Origin of the sequence: Thermomonas sp. (assembly GCF_029945965.1) — a bacterium.
Lineage (GTDB): Bacteria > Pseudomonadota > Gammaproteobacteria > Xanthomonadales > Xanthomonadaceae > Thermomonas.
The window spans coordinates 53,520-71,324 of record NZ_JAQSDO010000005.1; the positions used below are offsets into that span (position 1 = coordinate 53,520).

Sequence of the window (17,805 nt, forward strand, 5' to 3'; positions counted from 1 at the left end):
TCGAGTCAATCGTGCAGGCGGATCCGGATGCGCGTCGCGCTTTCGAATTTCACCTGCCAGCCAAGTCGCTGTGCGAGCCGGTCGAGCAGGGCGGAGCCACGGCCGATGTCGCTGCGTGCGGTGCTGGTGTCATCGTTTATCGAAGCGGCATCGAGCTGCTTGTCGATCAGCAATTCGTGGTCACTCAGGCTGACATGGATGACCGCATCCGGCGATTGCTGGGCGACCTTGCGCAGCAGGCCAGAGACCAGCAGCAGCGCTTCGCGACGCGGCAGTTGCAGGCTGCCACTCGCTTCAATGGCGATGCGCGACTGCTTGTCGTGTAGAGCGATGTGTGCGGCTTCCTTGAGGAAAGTGAGTGCATCCATCGCTTCGGGCTGAAGTTCGCTGCGCCGGGCCACGCCGAGCAGGGCTTCGATCAGGTGGCCCATGTCGCGCACGCCACGCTCCAGCCGTCGCAGGCGCGAAACATGCGCAGGATCATTGCCGCGATCATCATTGAGAGCATCCAGCATCACTTCGGTCACACCCTGCACCACTGATAGCGGCGTGCGCAGTTCGTGGCTGGCATCGGCGAAGAACGCCTGCTCATGCGTGTCGGCATCGACCAGGCGGGCCTGGTAGGCATCGATGGCATGCGCCAGGCGGCCGAGTTCGTCCTTGCTGGTGTGCGCGGCCAACCGGCTGCGGCGTGGCTGCACCGGTAGCGCATCGACGTCATCGACCAGGCGCTGCACGGGCCGCAAGGCAAAACCCGCAAACCACCAGCCCAGTCCACCGGCCAGTGCGGTTCCGAGCACGACCATGCCGGCGAGGAACAGGTTCAGGAGCTCCTCCAGCTCTTCGATGTCGCTCAGGTCGATCACGAAGATCAACCGCCCGGCGCTGGTGTCGAACACGCCGACAGTGGTGCCATTGTCGCTGGCATCCTCGTGGATGCCCGGCGGCAACGCACGGTATTTCGGTGGCGTGCGGGCCGCATTGGCCAGGTAGCCACTGAGGCGATGGGTCTGCGGCAGTTCTGCGGTCAGGTGGTTGGTGAGGCGCAGGCTGTAGTCCTCGGCTTGGCTCTGCAGGATTTCTGCAGCCAATGTGTCTCCATAGTCTCCGGTGATGCGGATGACCGCGGCCGAGAACACAAGGCTCAGCAGGAAACCGAGCAGGGTGAAGGCCAGCGCAACCCGGCGCCGCAGTGGCATGGGTATGTTCACGGTAATTCCACCAGGCGATAGCCGATGCCGCGGACGGATCGGATCATGGCCTGCGCAAAGGGCCGGTCGATCAGTACGCGCAGCTCATAGACTTGGGTGTGCAGTGCAGCGATGTCGCCGCCGTCATCGCCCCAGGCCACCTGCAGCAGGCGCTGGTGCGACGTCACCTTCGGGGCATCGCGCAACAAGGTGGCGAGGATGCTGCCCTGCAGTCGTGTCAAAGGAACCTTCCGGCCTTCGCGGGTGGCCAACATCGTGGCGGGATCGTAGCTGAGCCTGCCCAGCTCCAGGGTGTCGGATGCAGGTTGCACGCGCCGGTGCACGGCGCGGATGCGGGCTTCCAGCTCGCGCATCGCAAAGGGTTTCACCATGTAGTCGTCGGCGCCTTCGCCGAAGCCGCGCAGCTTGTCGTCAAGGGTGTCGCGCGCGGTCAGCATCAATACCGGCACACCATGGCCGGCCGCGCGCAATTGCCGGCACAGGTCCAGGCCGTCCAGCCGCGGCAAGCCGAGGTCGAGCACGATCACGTCGAAGCCACCGCCCATCGCCCGCGCCAGTCCGGAGACGCCATCGCCACAGTGGTCCACCGCGTGGCCGCGGCGTTCCAGGAAATCCCAGATGTTGGCGGCGATGTCGTGCTGGTCCTCGATGACGAGAACCCGCAGTCCGTTGCGGCTGTCGTTGGCCATCGCGTGCTCCCGGAAACAGCCGACAGGGTGCCACGCATGAGGGCCGGGTGTGCATCGGGCTGTTGAACGAAGGGTGCGCTTAACGATGTGCTGAGATTTCACTCAGCATGCCTTACGCGCAGGCAGTTATCCTGCCCCTGCCGGATGCACCGGTGGGAGTTCGTCTTGATCCAGTCGCCCGTGATTCAATCGCCATTGCTGTCGCGTTTCCGGCCATTGCTGTGGCTGGGCCTGTGCTTCCTGTCCATTTCCATGTTGACCCGGCTCGCACTTCTGGTCGCAACCGGTGGCGGCGTGCCGGTGTCGCCGGGCTATTGGCTGTATGCCTTCGCGGTCGGCCTGGGCTACGACCTGCTGACCTTCGTGTATTTCGCCTGGCCGCTGGTGCTGCTGTTGTGGTTGCTGCCGAGGCGCTGGCTGGCGCGGCGGCCGGGTATGGCCTTGGTTGACGGACTGAGCCTGCTGCTGCTGTTCGTGCTGCTGTTCGTGGCGGTGTCGGAATGGACGTTCTGGGAGGAGTTCCAGGCGCGCTTCAACTTCATCGCAGTCGATTACCTGGTCTATACGACCGAGGTGATCGGCAATATCCGCGAGTCGTATCCGGTGGGTTGGATCTTCTCTGGACTGGCGGCGCTGGGCATTGCCGTGTTCGCCGCCACACGGCGCTGGCGGCAGGTGCGCAACGACACAGCTCGCTTCGGCGCACGTACGCTGGTGGTCGCCGGCTGGCTGGCGCTGAGCGTGCTCGGCACCTGGCTGGTCACCGGCGAGATGAAGGACCGCACCGAGAACACCTACGTCAACGAACTCGCCGGCAACGGCATGTATCAATTCTTCGCGGCATATCGCAGTGCATCGCTGGACTACGACCGCTACTACCGCACGCTGCCGATCGACGAGGCCTTCGCGCAGGTGCGCAAGCAATTGTCGACGCCGGACGCGACCTTCGATGGCCCGACTGGCATCGCGCGGCATATCCACAACGCCGCGCCCGAGCGTCGCCTCAACGTAGTGCTGATCAGCGTGGAAAGCCTGTCCGCTGAATATTCCGGCACCTATGGGCGTGAGCACAGCCTGACACCGCAACTGGATGCGCTGACCAAGGACAGCCTGTTGTTCACCGACCTATACGCCAATGGCACCCGCACCGTGCGCGGACTTGAAGCATTGGCACTGTCGGTGCCGCCGACGCCGGGCGAATCCATCGTCAAGCGCGAGCACAACGAAGGCCTGTTCAGCCTGGCCAGCGTGTTCAACGCGAAGGGCTACACCTCACAGTTCCTGTATGGCGGCTATGGCGCGTTCGACAACATGAACTACTTCTTCGGCCACAACGGCTACGAAGTGCACGATCGCGAGGAAATCCCCAAGGAAAGCATCCACCAAGCCAATATCTGGGGCGTGGCCGATGAAGATTTGTACACGATGGCGATGCAGCAGTTCGATCGCGTGCATGCCTCGGGAAAACCATTTTTCGCGCATGTCATGACCACGTCGAACCATCGCCCATATACGTTCCCGGTTGGGCGCGGACCATGGCCGCAGGGCAAGCGCGAGAGCGCGGTTGCCTACACCGACTGGGCGATCGGGGATTTCCTGCGTCGCGCGCGTAGCCATCCGTGGTTCGCCAACACCATCTTCGTGATCACCGCCGACCACTGTGCCTCGAGCGCAGGCAAGGCGGCACTGCCGGTGTTCCGCTATCGCATCCCGATGTGGGTGTATGCGCCCGGACATGTCGCGCCTGGTCGCTTCACCGAGATGATCAGCCAGGTCGACATCGCGCCGACCCTGCTGGGCATGCTGGGCATGGATTACGACAGCCAGTTCTATGGCGTCGATGTATTCCAGCGTCCACCGGACAGCGCACGCGCCTTCATTGGTACCTACCAACTGCTGGGCTATCTGCGCCACGGAAAATTGGTGCAGCTATCGCCGCATCGCAAGGTTGATACGGTGCGCCCGGCTTATGAAAGCGACCAAGAGCAGCCAGTGATTGCCGATGATCCGCAGTTGACCCTTGAGGCGGTCAGCAACTACCAGACCGCGGCATATCGCTTCGAGCACGGACAGATGAAGGTTGCAAAATGACGCGGGGCGATATGCCGGTTGCGGCCAGCGAGGCTTTGGCCAAGGTTCCGCAAGTCACCCTGGTTTTCTGGTTGATCAAGATCGCCGCAACCACCTTGGGCGAAACCGGCGGCGATGCGGTGTCGATGTCAATGGGTCTCGGTTATCTGGTGGGCACCGCGATCTTCGGTGTGATATTCGCGCTTGCGGTCTACGCGCAAATCCGCGCCCGCCAGTTCCACCCGTTCCTGTACTGGACGACCATCATTGCAAGCACCACGGTGGGGACGACCCTGGCCGACTTCGCCACGCGATCGATGGGCATTGGTTATCCCGGGGGATCGACCTTGCTGCTGGTGTTGCTGGGCGCATCGTTGTTCGTGTGGTACCGGACCTTGGGCACGGTTGCAGTGGGCACTGTCGGCGATCCGAAGTCCGAGATGTTCTACTGGCTGACGATCATGTGTTCGCAAACACTTGGCACTGCACTCGGCGACTGGGTGGCGGATACCGCAGGCCTTGGTTATACCGGTGGCATGCTCATCTTCGGTTCGCTGCTGGCGATCACCGCGGCATTTTATTTCTGGGGCCGCCTGTCGCACACATTGCTGTTCTGGGCGGCGTTCATCCTGACCCGACCACTGGGCGCAGTGCTGGGTGATTTCCTCGACAAGCCGGTTGCCAATGGCGGCCTGGCGTTGAGCCGCTATTCGGCATCGTTGGGATTGCTGGTAGCGATCATCGGCATGATCCTGGTGTTCAAACAGAGGGCCGCCACGCGCGCGCACTGATGTCCGAAGTGATTGATCACCCTCCCTGATGTCGTGACAGGCAATTTCTAGAGATGACTTGACAACATCGATTACAAGCGTAATCTGTAGAAAAGATTACGGGTGTAAACGATGCAGATCAGTGAAGCGGAATCAGTGGTGATGGACGTGCTCTGGCAACGCAAATCCTGCGCTGCGGAAGACGTGGTGGCAGCGTTGGCGAACACCCAGCACTGGCAGGAAGCCACCATCAAGACCCTGCTCAACCGCCTGCTGAAGAAGGGCGCGATTGCGGCGACGAAAGACGGCCGCCGCTATCTGTATTCGCCAATACTTCGGCGCGAAGATTGGGTGCTAGGCGAAAGCCAAGGGTTGCTTGAGCGCCTGTTCGATGGCCGCGTCACGCCGCTGGTCGCGCACTTCAGCCAGCAGCGCAAGCTCAGTCGCAAGGACATCGTAGAACTGCGCAAGCTTCTGGACGGTATCGATGCCGGAGGAGACAAGCAATGAATCCTGTCGAGATCGCCCAGGGCATCAACCACGCCTTGCTGGAAACCACGACTGCCAGTACTGCCGCGCTGCTGCTGGTATTGCTGATGCGGCGACGCATGCGCACGGTGTTTGGTGCATCGGTGGCATACGCCGCATGGTTGCTGGTGCCGATTGCATCGATCGCGGTGCTGTTGCCCGCACCGGCAGCCGACACAATGTCGATTCCTGTTGTTTACACGCTCGTCGCGCAGCCCATGCAGGCGGTCATCACAGGTGCGGAAACCGGCATCAGCATCGCGACATGGCTGTGCGCTGCATGGTTGTTGGGCGCGATGACAATGCTGGTGCATTTCATCCGCCAGCAACGTCGATTCCGGACTTCGCTCGGACGCTTGTTCGTGCGTGAAGCAGATGTGCTGCAGGCCGATGCGACCGCCGGATTGCCGGCTGCGATCGGTTGGTTCAATCCGGTGATTGTGTTGCCGGCCGATTTCGATACGCGCTACAGCGCCGAGCAACGCGAGCTGATGCTGGCCCACGAGCGCGCGCATATCCGCCATGGCGACCTGCAGGCAAATGCGGCGTTCCTCGCGCTGCGCTGCGTGTTCTGGTTCAACCCGTTGCTGCATGTCGCTGCCCGCGCCTTCCGTCACGACCAGGAACTGGCATGCGACCAGCGCGTGATCGCCCGTCATCCGCAATCGCGCCGCGCCTATGGCGAAGCAATGTTCCGTACTCAGCTGGCCACGCAAGCTTTGCCGCTGGGTTGCCATTGGGGGTTTACCCATCCACTCAAGGAGAGAATCGAAATGCTCAAGTTGCCTGCTCCCTCAATGTTTCGCTGGTTGTCCGGAAGTGCACTGGTTGTCGTGCTGACGCTCGGCTTCGGTCTTGCCGCATGGTCGGCACAGCCGGAGAGCCACGGCTCTGCAGATACCAAGATCACGATCACGTTGACGGACGTCACCCTCGGTGAAGCTATTGACAAGGTCGTCGCAGAAGCCGGTTTGCATCTTGGAACCCCCGACGTTTTACGCTTGAAAAACAAGATGTCATTTAGTTTTCGTGATGAGCCTATCCGTAATGTGTTGGAGCTGTTTGGAGAAGAAGCTGGACTGACCCCTGAAATTTCAGATGGCTTGGTGAGCTTCCTCAAACAAGCCGAACCGGTACGTGGTGTTTCATTGCCCGTGCCTACTTATCCAAAGGAAGCACTAGATCGCAGTCAGGGTGGCAAAGTGATCCTTCTCGTCGATGTTGCAGCGGATGGCAGCGTCAGCAATGCTGTTGTCGATCATTCAGAGCCGGCTGGCGCATTCGATGCGGTCGCATTGAAAGCAGTTAAAAAATGGAAATTCACGCCGGCGATGAAGGATGGCAAGGCCATCGCAAGCCGGATCAGGGTTCCAGTCGAATTCAGGACGGATGGTGATCCCGATGCAAAGAAGAGCTAGTCCATCACTGCGTTAGCCAAGTCGGTGATTGCTCTCCTGGCCTCAAGCAAACAGCAACTTACCTGCGGCGATCAGCAACACTATGCCAAGCGTGCGCCGCAGGCCTTTCACCGGCAGCCATTGCAAACCCATCTGGGTGCCGATCAAGGCACCAACCGCGACCACGCCCAGCCAGTAAGGCAGCTGCGCGGGCAATGACTGCCCGGAATGCAGCAGGCCGATCAGCCCGGTCAGCGAATTGATCCAGACGAAGGCAACCGAGGTGCCGCTGGCTTCGCGGGTCGGCATCCAGTGTGCGAACAGCAGCAGCGGGGTCAGGAAAATTGCGCCGCCGGTGCCGGTCAGGCCGGACAGCACGCCGATTGCCGCGCCGACCAACAAGCCGGCCAGCCACGGCACGTTGCGGCCAGTACTCTGCGCATCTTCGGCCTCGGCGCGCGATGCCTGCCGGAACACGCCGATGGCTGCCACCAGCAACACGATGCCCAACAGCAGCGAATAGCTGTCCTTCGGCAACTTGACCTGCGCCGCAATGAACGCTGCCGGCGCCGAGGCCAGCACGAACGGCAGCACATTGCGCCAGCGCACATGTCCGCCACGCCACCAGCGATACAGGCCGATGCCGCCGACCAGCAGGTTCAATGCCAGCGCGGTCGGGCGTACCTGTTCCGGTGCGAAACCGAGCAGGGCCATCGCAGCGATATAACCGCTGGCGCCGGCATGGCCGACCGATGAGTAGATGATCGCGACGGCAAAGAACAGTGCGGCGAGCAGAAGATCGACTTGCATGATCGGTGCGTCTGGATCCGGGTCGTGGAGGCGTCACCCTGCCAGCAGCGCCGGCATCGGGCAAGCAATGTGATGCGTGCGGGTCAGTCGAGTGCGGCGGGCAGGTCGCCCTGCACGGGCGTGCACAGGTAGCGCTGGCCGTTCTCGCGAGCTGGCGGCAGGCGACCACCGCGGATGTTCACCTGCAGCGCGGGATACAACAGGACCGGCGCGGGCAGTTGCGCATCACGTGCACGCCGCGCCTGACTGAAATCTTCCAGCGTGGTGTCGCCGCGCAGCATACGGTTGTCGCGCTTGCTTTCGCCGACGCTAACCTCGCTGCGGCGTTCGCGACCGGCCGGTGGGTAGTCGTGGCAGAGGTGCAGCACGGTGGCGTCATCCATGGCGTACAGGCGCTGGATCGAGGCATACAGGTCATCCACGCTGCCGCCGGGAAAGTCGCAACGCGCGCAGCCTACGTCGGGTGCGAACAAGGTGTCGCCGATGAAGACGTGCCCCTCGATGGCATAACTCAGGCTGTCCGACGTATGGCCCGGCGTGGCGAGCACGGTCAGGTGCAGGTTGCCGGCTTCGATCACATCGCCGTCTGCATAGGTGGCGTCGAAGGCATCGCGCAGTGCAGGGTCATCGCGGTCGATCCCGAATACGCTGGCGAAGTGATCCTGCACCTTGCGGATGCGATCGCCAATGCCGACCGACGCGCCGGTCGCTGCGCGCAGGACCTGCGCGGAGGACAGATGGTCGGCATGCGCATGGGTTTCGAGGATACGGTGTACGCGCAGGCTTTTCTTCGCGATGTAGTCCTGTACCACGCGCAAGCTGTCGACGCCGGCCTTGCCGGATTTCGGGTCGTAGTCCAGTACCGTGTCGATCACGATTGCATCGTGTTCCCCATCACCATCGCGATGGACCACATAGGTCCAGGTGCCGGTACCCTCGTGGAAGAACGGTGCGATATGCAGGGTGTCGGTCATTGGCTCGCTCGCAGTGTGACTCGCAGTGTTATTTGCACAGCGGCGTGGCATCGCCGCAATAGATGCCGTGCAGGGTATCGATGACGCGCTGCGCCGGGCCTTTGGCCAAGCCGTAGTAGATCGACTGCGCTTCGCGCCGGGTGGTGACCAGGCCATCTTCGCGCAGGATGGCCAGGTGCTGCGACAGTGCGGACTGGCTCAGGTCCAAGCGCGCATTGAGATCGCCAACCGAGCGCTCACCTTCGGCAAGCAGGCACAGCAGCACCAGCCGTTTTTCATTTGCCAGCGCCTTCAAGAGGCGCGATGCATCGGCGGCATGCGCGCGCATCGCTTCGGAATCCATCGTGGCGGGTGTTGTGGTGCGGGCCATATCCTTAACGTACCACCAGCGGCAGGCCGGCTTCACCCCATGCAACGATGCCGCCTGCAATCGAACGTACGTCGGCGAAGCCCAGCCGCTGCAGGTTGAACGTGGACAATGCCGCGCGGCCACCGGTACGGCAAACCACCACGATTTGGCGCTCCTTGTGGGACAGCGCCACGTCGCTGACATGCGCGACCGCGGGGTGGGCATCGACCTCGAATTCGAGCACGCCACGTGGAATGTTGATCGACCCGGGAATGTGGCCAGTGTCGAATTCGGCAGGCTCGCGCACGTCGATCAGGATCGTGCCAGCGCGGTCTGCATTGAACGTGCCAGGGGCGACTTCCTGGATCTTGGCGCGGGCTTCGGCCACGAGGTCGGCGGCGGTGATGGGGGGCGACAAGGACATGATGGATTTACTCCTGAATATCAGTTGACACTAATATAAGATAGAGCTAATATAAATTCAAGTGCCAGTCATGGCGCATTGCAGGGAGCAGCAGATGGCCAGGTTCGTGGTGATGGGAGCAGGACTGGGCGGAATGAGTGCAGCGTACGAGTTGCGCAACACGCTCGGCAAGGGACACGAGATCACATTGGTGGGCAAGGGTGACCTGTTCGGCTTTACGCCGTCCAACCCCTGGCTTGCAGTGGGTTGGCGCAAGCCGGAAGAGGTCACGCTGAAGGTTGCCGATCACGTCGGCAAGCACGGCATCACCTTCAATGGCGATGGCGTTGAAACGATTGATGCAGCCAACGATACCGTCGTCACAGGATCCGGCGAACGCATCGGATATGACTACCTGATGATTTGCACTGGCCCCAAGCTCGCGTTCGACGAAGTGGTGGGCAGCGGTCCCGAAGGTGGCTTCACCCAATCCATCTGCACCACCTCGCACGCGCAGGAGGCGTGGAAGGCCTACCAGGAATTCCTGAAGGAGCCGGGTCCGATCGTGATCGGTGCTGTGCAGGGTGCTAGTTGTTTCGGGCCTGCCTACGAATTCGCGATGATCGTCGATGCCGATCTGCGCAAGCGCAAGTTGCGCGACAAGGTGCCGATGACCTTCGTCAGTAGCGAACCCTATGTCGGCCACATGGGACTTGGCGGCGTCGGTGACTCCAAGGGATTGATGGAGTCCGAGATGCGCCAGCGCCACATCAAATGGATCGTCAACAGCAAGGTGGCCGAAGTCCGCGACGGCGAGATGACCGTGGTCGAACATGACACCAGGGGCCAGCCGGGCGAATCGCATGCACTACCGTTCAAGTTCTCGATGCTGCTGCCCTCGTTCAAGGGCGTGGATGCGGTGGCGGCGGTGGAAGGCCTGTGCAATCCGCGCGGCTTCGTGATCGTCGACAAGCACCAGCGCAGCCCGAAATTCCCGAAGATATTCTCTGCCGGCGTGTGCGTGGCGATCCCGCCGGTCGAAGTGACCCCGGTACCCACCGGCGCGCCGAAGACCGGTTTCATGATCGAGTCGATGGTCACCACCATCGTGCGTAACATCCAGGCCGAACTGAAGGGCGAACCTGCCGACTTCGAAGGCACCTGGAACGCGGTCTGCCTGGCCGACATGGGCGATACCGGCGTTGCGTTCGTGGCGTTGCCGCAGATCCCGCCGCGCAATGTGACCTGGACCAAGGTCGGCAAGTGGGTCCACCTGGCCAAGTTGGCCTTCGAGAAATACTTCCTCTACAAGATGCGCCACGGCACCTCCGAGCCGATCTACGAGAAGTACGTCCTCGGCCTGCTTGGCATCGAGCGGCTGAAGGACGTCAAGCGCTCGTCTTCGTCCTGATCGCGCAACGATTTACAGACACCCATCCAAGGAGCACTCAAATGACTACCGACCGCGCTGTACAGGCCTTTGCAGGCGTCATGATCCTGATCAGCATTGCCTTGACTTATTTCGTTTCACCCTGGTTCTGGCTGATGACCGCGTTCATCGGCTTGAACCTGTTCCAGTCCGCGTTTACCGGCTTTTGCCCGGCGGGCATGTTGTTTCAAAAGCTGGGCTTCACGTCGTCGGGATGCGCTGTCAAGTGAGTAAATCGCTCTACCCATCAGTTCAGAGATTGCTGTTGCCCTCGCTGCTGGCCTTGGCCGCGGCCTTGGCGGGCTGCGGCAAGGAAAGCGCACACAACACGCTGCCGCCGCTTGCGGACGTGGCCACGTTCGAGGTCGCGCCTGCAAGCATCTCTGGTGGGCATGGTTGGGACGGCGTGGTCGAAGCCGTCCGGCGTGCCGACCTGAGCGCGCAGACCGCGGGCCGGGTGACCTCGGTGGACGTGGACGTCAATGCCCGGGTGGCCGTCGGTACCGTCCTGATGCGCATCAGTGCGGTCGAGCAGGAGGCTGGTGCCAACACCGCGCGCGCACAGTTGCGCGCGGCCGAGGCCTCCGCCGTGGAAGCACAGCAGAACTACCGGCGCTTCGCCGCATTGGCCGACGGGCAGTATGTGTCGCGTGCGCAGATCGATCAGGCGCGCGCCGCACGTGATGCAGCGGTGGCCGCGCGCGATGCAGCCAGTGCGCAACTGGCGCAGGCCGCGCAGCAGGCGGCCTATACCGTGGTGCGTGCGCCGTTTGATGGTGTGGTTGCACGCCGCGATGTCGAGCCGGGGGAAAGCATTTCGCCCGGACAGCCGCTGATCAGCGTGTACGCACCGGGCGAATTGCGTATTGAAGTCGCTGTGCCGCAAACCCGTGCCGAGGCGATCCGCCGCGATCCGCGGGCCAGTGTGTTGCTGCCCGGTGGTCGCACGGTGGCGCCGGCCAAGGTGACCGTATTTCCGGTGGCGGATGTCGCCACCCATAGCGTGAACGTGCGCATCGAACTTCCGGGCCTGGATCCCATGCCGGCACCCGGCACCACCGCGAAGGTGGTGTTCAATGCCGATGCCACGCCCGCCGGTTCGTCGGGCGCAATGCTGCACATTCCCGCATCGGCCGTGGCCCAGCGGGGCGAGCTTAGTGGTGTTTACGTGCGCCAGGGCAATCGCCTGATATTGCGTCAGCTGCGCCTAGGTGCAAGCGATGGCGACATGGTCGAAGTCATCAGCGGCCTGAATGCAGGCGACAAGGTGGCAAGCGATCCGGTGGTGGCGTTGCAGGCCGTGACCGCGCAGCGAAAGGCGGCGGGCGACACGCATGACTGACCTCGCGCAACCCGCGCGGCTCGGGATATCCGGGCGGCTTGCCGCGGCGTTCCAGAACAATCCGCTGACGCCGATCCTGGCGATCATGGGCTTGCTACTCGGAATGCTGGCAGTAGGTATTACCCCACGCGAGGAAGAACCGCAGATCGACGTGACGATGGCCAATGTCATCGTGCCGTTCGATGGCGCCAGCGCGCGCGATGTCGAACAGCTGGTGGCCACGCCGCTGGAGCAGAAGCTCGGCGAGATCGAAGGCGTCAAGCACGTGTATTCGATCAGCCGTCCCGGCATGGCCGTGATGACCGTGGAATTCGAGGTTGGCGTGCAGCGCCAGCCGGCGTTGGTGCGCCTGTACAACCAGGTGTTCTCCAACCAGGACTGGTTGCCACGCGGTGTCGGCGTTGGCAGCCCGGTAGTCAAGCCGAAGGGTATTGATGATGTGCCGGTGATGGCGGTCACGTTGTGGAGTGATGATCCGGCGACCGATGCCAGCCAGCTGGCCGAAGTCGCGCATTCGCTGGAAAGCGAATTCAAGCGCATCCCGGGCACTCGCGACGTCTACACCATCGGCGCGCCCGACCGCAGCGTGCTGGTCACCCTGGATGCAGCCAAGCTGTCCAGCTACAACCTGGCACCAGGTGACCTGGTGCAGGCGTTGCAGGCGGCGAACGTGGTCCACCAAGCCGGCGAGCGCGTGGGCGCGGACGGTTCGGTGCCGGTAACCGCGGGTCGTTTTCTTGCTTCGGCGGAGGACGTGTCCTCACTGGTGATCGGCAGCGATGGTGGCAAGCCGCTGCTGCTTTCCGATGTTGCGACGGTGGAACCGCGCGGCGACCTCGCCAGTCGCTATGCGTGGTTTGGTGCGCCGGCCGGGCGCGCCGGGCCGAAGGCCGGCATCGCGCCGGCAGTCACCATTGCCATCGCCAAAAAACCCGGCAGCAATGCCTCCGACATCACTGGCGCGGTGGCGCGCCGCATTGGCGAATTGCATGGCGAGCTGATCCCGCAGGGCGTGCACGCCACGGTCACCCGCGACTACGGCCAGACCGCCGCCGACAAGGCGTTGAAGCTGATCCAGAAACTCGTGTTTGCCACCTCCGCGGTGGTGTTGCTGGTGCTGTTCGCGCTCGGCTGGCGCGAGGCGATTGTCGTGGGCAGTGCGGTGGTACTGACGTTGGCGGTGACCTTGTTCGCATCGCACATGATGGGATTCACACTCAACCGGGTCTCACTGTTCGCACTGATTTTCTCTATCGGCATCCTGGTCGATGACGCGATTGTCATTGTCGAGAACATCCATCGCCATCTCGCGATTCCGGCTGCTGATGGCCGCAAGCGCGGCTTGTTCGAGGTCATTCCGCCTGCGGTGGATGAAGTCGGTGGCCCGACCATCCTGGCGACCTTCACTGTGATCGCCGCACTGATGCCGATGGCCTTCGTGACCGGCCTGATGGGGCCGTACATGCGGCCGATCCCGATCAATGCTTCGGTCGGCATGCTGCTGTCGCTGGCCATCGCGCTGGTGGTGACGCCGTGGTTGTCGCTGAAACTGTTGCGCCGACACGGGCATGGTGCCGATGTCGATCATGCGCACGAAGAGAAGCAGCAAGGTTTTCTGCATCGGATGTTCCGCCGGGTGTTGTCGCCGTTCCTGATCGGTGATCGCGCCGGCCGCAAGCGTGGGCTGTTGTTTGCATCGATGCTGGGCCTGGTGCTGTTGTCGGCCTCATTGGCTGTTTTCAAACTCGTCGTGCTGAAGATGCTGCCGTTCGACAACAAGTCGGAAGTGCAGGTGATCGTCGACATGCCCGAGGGCAGCACGCTCGAGCAGACCAATGCGCTGCTGGCCGAACTCGCCGCCGAGATCGACAAGGTGCCCGAGGTGCTCGACTATCAGGGCTATGCCGGTACCGCTGCGCCGATCAATTTCAACGGCCTGGTGCGCCAGTACTTCCTGCGCAGCGGCAACAACGTCGGCGACCTGCAGGTCAACCTGGTCGACAAGCATCACCGTAATCGCAAGAGCCACGACATCGCCCGCGCGATTCGTCCTGCGCTGTCAGCAATCGGTGAACGCCAAGGCGCTTCTGTAAAAGTCGTGGAAGTCCCGCCAGGCCCGCCGGTGCTATCGCCACTGGTGGCGGAAATCTATGGCCCGGATTACGCCGGCCAGCGCCGCATCGCGCGTGCATTGGCGAGCGGGCCGTTCGCGAAGACCGACGGCATCGTCGACATAGATACCAGCGTGGAGGCTGATGCCCCGCGCGAAACCATCATGCTGGATCGGGTGCGGGCGGCACGACTGGGCGTTGCCCAGGCAACCGTGGCCGATGCTATCTCTATGGCGGTATCGGGCAGCGATGCCACCTTCATCCATGACGGTACGTCGAAGTATCCGCGGCCGGTACGCGTGCGCTTGCCGGCGCAGGACCAGGCGTCAATGGATGCACTGCTGGCGGTGAAGGTACGCGGCGCACAGGGCCAACTGGTGCCGTTGTCCGAACTGGTGCGCGTGCAGCGCGGCACCTGGGATGGCGCGATCCATCACAAGGACGGCTTGCCGGTCGTGTATGCCCTGGCGGACGAAGCCGGCGACCTGGACAGCCCGCTGTACGGCATGTTCAGCGTGGTCGGCAAACTGCGCGATTCGAAGGTTGCTGGCCAGTCACTTGGGCAGACCTTTATCGCCCAGCCAACCGATACCAGCCAGTACGCGATCAAGTGGGACGGCGAGTGGCAGATTACTTATGAGACGTTCCGCGACATGGGCATTGCCTACGCCGCCGGCATGCTGTTGATCTACTTGCTGGTGGTCGCGCAGTTCCGCAGCTACCTGGTGCCTCTGGTGATCATGGCGCCGATCCCGTTGACCGTGATTGGAGTGATGCCGGGCCATGCGCTATTGGGTGCGCAGTTCACCGCGACCAGCATGATTGGCATGATCGCGCTGGCCGGGATTATCGTGCGCAACTCGATCCTGCTGGTGGATTTCATCAACCAGGAAATCGCGCGCGGGGTGCCGTTGGCCGAGGCGGTGATCGATGCCTGTGCGGTGCGTGCCAAGCCTATCGTGCTGACTGGGGTGGCGGCGATGCTGGGTGCGTTCTTCATCCTCGACGATCCGATCTTCAATGGCCTGGCGATCTCACTGATCTTCGGCATCCTCGTCAGCACGGCGTTGACGCTGGTGGTGATTCCTTTGCTGTATTACGTGCTGAAGATGCGCGAAGGGCGCATCGGTGCCAATGCGGACTCACTGGAAAAACAGGAGGTATGAAATGGATGACGCGCTGAAGGTGGCCTGCCCGCATTGCCATGCACTCAACCGCGTGCCGGCCCAGCGACTTGCCGAGTCGCCGACCTGTGGCCGCTGCCACAAGCCGCTGTTCGACGGCCATCCGGTTGCGCTTGGCGTCGATAATTTTGCCGCACATCAGAATCGCTCGGAGCTGCCGCTGCTGGTGGACTTCTGGGCGCCATGGTGCGGTCCGTGCAAGGTGATGGCGCCGAATTTCGAAGCAGCTGCGGCGCAACTGGAACCCCACGTGCGGCTAGCCAAGGTCGATACCCAGTCCGAGCCTACACTGGGCCAACAGTTCGGAATTCGCAGCATCCCGACCATGGTGCTGTTCGCGCAGGGCCGCGAAATTGCACGTCAGGCAGGTGCGTTGGGCGCGGCGGAAATAGTGCGTTGGACGCATTCAAATTTGCCGGGCGCATGATGCGCGAAACTCAGGAAATCGCATGAGGCATCGCATGAGAAAACTGTTCACGAGCGTATTGGCCTGCCTGCTGCTGGCGTCTTGCGCCAGCGCGCCTGCGCCTACGCGCATCGCACTTGCCACGTCGCAGTTGCAGTCGGATGTGCCGCATCTGCATGTCCCGCGTGCGGGTTTGGTGACTGGTGGTCAGCCCGATGCGACTGCATGGCGTGACCTGCATGCTGCTGGCGTGACGCGCGTGATCAACCTGCGCCCCGCATCCGAACTCGGCAGTCGCAACGAAGCGGGTGAGGTGCAGGCGAGCGGGATGGACTATGTACAGATCGACGTGGCCGGTGCCGGCGACCTCACCGCGGACAACGCGCGCCTGCTTTGGCAATCGCTGCAGGCAGGTTCTGGCACGGTGCTGGTGCATTGCGCTTCGGGCAATCGCGCTGGCGCATTGCTGGCGCTGGCGGCACAGCACAGTGGCATGAGTCCTGAAGCTGCACTCGAATTCGGCAAGGCTGCCGGTTTGACCAAGCTGGAACCCGTTGTCCGCGAGCGCCTCGGACTGCCGTCGCTTGCCAGCGAACCGAGCCGCTGCAGAGCCTCGGCCCCGAATTGTTAGTTGCGCAGATTTATTGGCCCAGCGTCTCGTTGAGCAACTGCGCCAAGCGCCACGCGGCCTGCCGCACGCGCTGCTCGGCCAGCGGGCGCATCGCGTCCAGGTAGGCGTCATCCATCGTGTGTTTTTCCGGATAGATTCCGCGGGCGTCGATCAGGCGGCAGGATTCACCCGCCCAGGCCAGCGGCATCACGTCGTATCTCGATGCAGGTGGGTACGGCGGCCACGGCAGCGCATCCAGCCGGTTGTTGTAGTCGGCAAGGCTGCGCCCGGTGCTGGCGAAGATGTAGTAATCCCAGATCGAATGCAGGTTGGTACCCATCACGCCATCGACATAATCCTTGGCCGCATACGCTTCCGGTTTGATCGGTGTGCGCAAGCTGATCTGGAACCTGTTGCCACCGCTGTCGGTGCGGTTGCCGGCGTGCATCGGCTGGTGCACGTCGCCGACGAAGTGGACGATGAACTTGAGCGCATCGCGGCGCGCGGCCAGCGGCTGGTTGCGGTCGGCCATGATTGCGCGCTGCTTTTCGATCGCTTCGACCACGCAGTTGCCATCGGGGCAGTCACGGGCCACGTCGAACGCGCAGCCGCCGCCCTGCGCATTGATGTAATGCCAGCGCGAGGTTGCCTTGAAGCGCTCCGGATCGGTGTTGCGCAGGTCATCGGCCCAGGTGGCCACGCCGGCCAGTGTGGGGTTGGGCTCGCCGGCCAGCAATTTGGCGACTTCAGACTTGGCGGCCGGGCTCAGGTGGCGCTGTGCCAGTTCACCGACCATGCGGTGCCCCATGCCGCTCCAGGCCAGCGCAGGCAGCGCCGGCAGCAGGGTCAGGAGGAACGCGAAAATGAAGGCGGTGGGCAATCGGCGCATGGCGGCAGGCAGCGTGATGGGCAAGCAGCTAAAATAACGGAGTTTTCCATCCATGTCTTAACAGGAGTCCACGGTGATCAAGGTTGGCATCAACGGGTTTGGGCGCATTGGGCGCTGTGTATTCCGCGCCGCGGTGCAGAATTTCGGCGACGACATCGAGATTGTCGGCATCAACGACCTGCTGGAGCCCGACTACCTGGCCTACATGCTGAGCTACGACTCGGTGCATGGCCGCTTCGATGGCGACGTCAAGGTCGTCAATGGTGCGCTGGTGGTCAATGGCAAGACGATTCGCCTGACTGCAGAGCGCGATCCCGCCAACCTGAAGTGGGGTGAGGTCGGCGCCGATATCGTGCTGGAATCCACCGGCTTGTTCCTGACCAAGGAGACCGCGCAGAAGCACATCGATGCCGGCGCCAAGAAAGTCATCCTGTCGGCGCCGTCCAAGGACGACACGCCGATGTTCGTGCATGGCGTGAACTGCAAGACCTACGCAGGGCAGGCGATCATCTCCAATGCAAGTTGCACCACCAACTGCCTGGCGCCGATCGCCAAGGTGCTGGACGACAAGTGGGGCATCAAGCGCGGCCTGATGACCACCGTGCACGCCGCCACCGCCACCCAGAAGACCGT

18 protein-coding genes are annotated in these 17,805 nt (G+C 62.6%); 11 read left to right on the forward strand and 7 right to left on the reverse strand.

The window, feature by feature from the left end; genetic code table 11:
- Positions 1-5 precede the first annotated feature (5 nt).
- Both PSV05_RS01205 and PSV05_RS01210 read right to left on the reverse strand, forming a co-directional pair.
- Positions 6-1,211 (reverse strand): HAMP domain-containing sensor histidine kinase, encoded by a 1,206-nt coding sequence (locus tag PSV05_RS01205; protein ID WP_300060273.1) that lies wholly within the window; start codon positions 1,209-1,211, stop codon positions 6-8.
- Positions 1,208-1,900, reverse strand: a complete 693-nt coding sequence (locus PSV05_RS01210; protein ID WP_300060276.1) for a response regulator transcription factor — start codon at positions 1,898-1,900, stop codon at positions 1,208-1,210. Before PSV05_RS01210 ends, PSV05_RS01205 begins: the two co-directional genes overlap by 4 nt.
- A 165-nt stretch (positions 1,901-2,065) precedes the next feature.
- On the opposite strand from PSV05_RS01210, the gene PSV05_RS01215 reads away from it, so the two are divergent.
- From PSV05_RS01215 to PSV05_RS01230, 4 genes are all read left to right on the forward strand, one after another.
- On the forward strand, positions 2,066-3,991 hold the full coding sequence (locus tag PSV05_RS01215; RefSeq protein ID WP_300060279.1) for an LTA synthase family protein: 1,926 nt from the start codon (positions 2,066-2,068) through the stop codon (positions 3,989-3,991).
- Positions 3,988-4,761, forward strand: a complete 774-nt coding sequence (locus PSV05_RS01220) for a hypothetical protein (RefSeq protein WP_300060282.1) — start codon at positions 3,988-3,990, stop codon at positions 4,759-4,761. The genes PSV05_RS01215 and PSV05_RS01220 overlap by 4 nt, the downstream gene beginning before the upstream one ends.
- Before the next feature lie 111 nt (positions 4,762-4,872).
- Entirely contained in the window at positions 4,873-5,250 is a 378-nt protein-coding gene (locus tag PSV05_RS01225) for a BlaI/MecI/CopY family transcriptional regulator (protein WP_300060285.1), read from the forward strand.
- A complete protein-coding gene (locus tag PSV05_RS01230) occupies positions 5,247-6,686 on the forward strand; it encodes a TonB family protein (RefSeq protein ID WP_300060287.1) in 1,440 nt (479 codons plus the stop codon). The genes PSV05_RS01225 and PSV05_RS01230 overlap by 4 nt, the downstream gene beginning before the upstream one ends.
- 42 nt (positions 6,687-6,728) lie before the next feature.
- Here the strand turns inward: PSV05_RS01230 and PSV05_RS01235 are convergent, their stop codons facing one another.
- The 4 genes from PSV05_RS01235 to PSV05_RS01250 form a co-directional block, all read right to left on the reverse strand.
- Entirely contained in the window at positions 6,729-7,475 is a 747-nt protein-coding gene (locus PSV05_RS01235) for a sulfite exporter TauE/SafE family protein (RefSeq protein WP_300060290.1), read from the reverse strand.
- An 83-nt stretch (positions 7,476-7,558) separates the two neighbouring features.
- Positions 7,559-8,449: an MBL fold metallo-hydrolase gene (locus PSV05_RS01240; RefSeq protein WP_300060293.1), complete on the reverse strand. Its 891-nt coding sequence runs from the start codon at positions 8,447-8,449 to the stop codon at positions 7,559-7,561.
- Positions 8,450-8,477: 28 nt separating this feature from the next.
- Positions 8,478-8,819: a metalloregulator ArsR/SmtB family transcription factor gene (locus PSV05_RS01245; RefSeq protein WP_300060297.1), complete on the reverse strand. Its 342-nt coding sequence runs from the start codon at positions 8,817-8,819 to the stop codon at positions 8,478-8,480.
- 4 nt (positions 8,820-8,823) lie between these two features.
- The gene (locus PSV05_RS01250; RefSeq protein WP_300060300.1) at positions 8,824-9,222 is read right to left on the reverse strand and encodes a rhodanese-like domain-containing protein; all 399 of its coding nucleotides are present in this window, start codon (positions 9,220-9,222) and stop codon (positions 8,824-8,826) included.
- 112 nt (positions 9,223-9,334) lie between these two features.
- Here PSV05_RS01250 and PSV05_RS01255 point away from each other — a divergent pair, with 112 nt between their 5' ends.
- From PSV05_RS01255 to PSV05_RS01280, 6 genes are read left to right on the forward strand one after another with little or no spacing between them, the layout of a single operon-like run.
- Complete coding sequence (locus tag PSV05_RS01255) at positions 9,335-10,612, forward strand: FAD/NAD(P)-binding oxidoreductase (protein WP_345782227.1); 1,278 nt, start codon at positions 9,335-9,337, stop codon at positions 10,610-10,612.
- Between the two features lie 41 nt (positions 10,613-10,653).
- The gene (locus PSV05_RS01260) at positions 10,654-10,860 is read left to right on the forward strand and encodes a DUF2892 domain-containing protein (protein WP_300060307.1); all 207 of its coding nucleotides are present in this window, start codon (positions 10,654-10,656) and stop codon (positions 10,858-10,860) included.
- Positions 10,857-11,972 carry an efflux RND transporter periplasmic adaptor subunit gene (locus PSV05_RS01265; protein WP_300060310.1) on the forward strand — a complete coding sequence of 372 codons (1,116 nt, stop codon included), beginning with the start codon at positions 10,857-10,859 and terminating at the stop codon, positions 11,970-11,972. The genes PSV05_RS01260 and PSV05_RS01265 overlap by 4 nt, the downstream gene beginning before the upstream one ends.
- Positions 11,965-15,249, forward strand: a complete 3,285-nt coding sequence (locus PSV05_RS01270) for an efflux RND transporter permease subunit (RefSeq protein ID WP_300060313.1) — start codon at positions 11,965-11,967, stop codon at positions 15,247-15,249. The genes PSV05_RS01265 and PSV05_RS01270 overlap by 8 nt, the downstream gene beginning before the upstream one ends.
- A gap of 1 nt (position 15,250) precedes the next feature.
- Positions 15,251-15,694 (forward strand): thioredoxin TrxC, encoded by a 444-nt coding sequence (trxC, locus tag PSV05_RS01275; protein ID WP_300060316.1) that lies wholly within the window; start codon positions 15,251-15,253, stop codon positions 15,692-15,694.
- A 34-nt stretch (positions 15,695-15,728) separates the two neighbouring features.
- On the forward strand, positions 15,729-16,304 hold the full coding sequence (locus PSV05_RS01280) for a sulfur transferase domain-containing protein (RefSeq protein ID WP_300060319.1): 576 nt from the start codon (positions 15,729-15,731) through the stop codon (positions 16,302-16,304).
- A 10-nt stretch (positions 16,305-16,314) separates the two neighbouring features.
- Here the strand turns inward: PSV05_RS01280 and PSV05_RS01285 are convergent, their stop codons facing one another.
- Positions 16,315-17,172, reverse strand: coding sequence for a S1/P1 nuclease (locus tag PSV05_RS01285; protein ID WP_300060322.1), 858 nt, complete (start codon positions 17,170-17,172; stop codon positions 16,315-16,317).
- A gap of 73 nt (positions 17,173-17,245) precedes the next feature.
- On the opposite strand from PSV05_RS01285, the gene PSV05_RS01290 reads away from it, so the two are divergent.
- Positions 17,246-17,805 (forward strand): type I glyceraldehyde-3-phosphate dehydrogenase (locus tag PSV05_RS01290; RefSeq protein ID WP_300060325.1); only part of this gene is annotated, 560 nt, incomplete at its 3' end.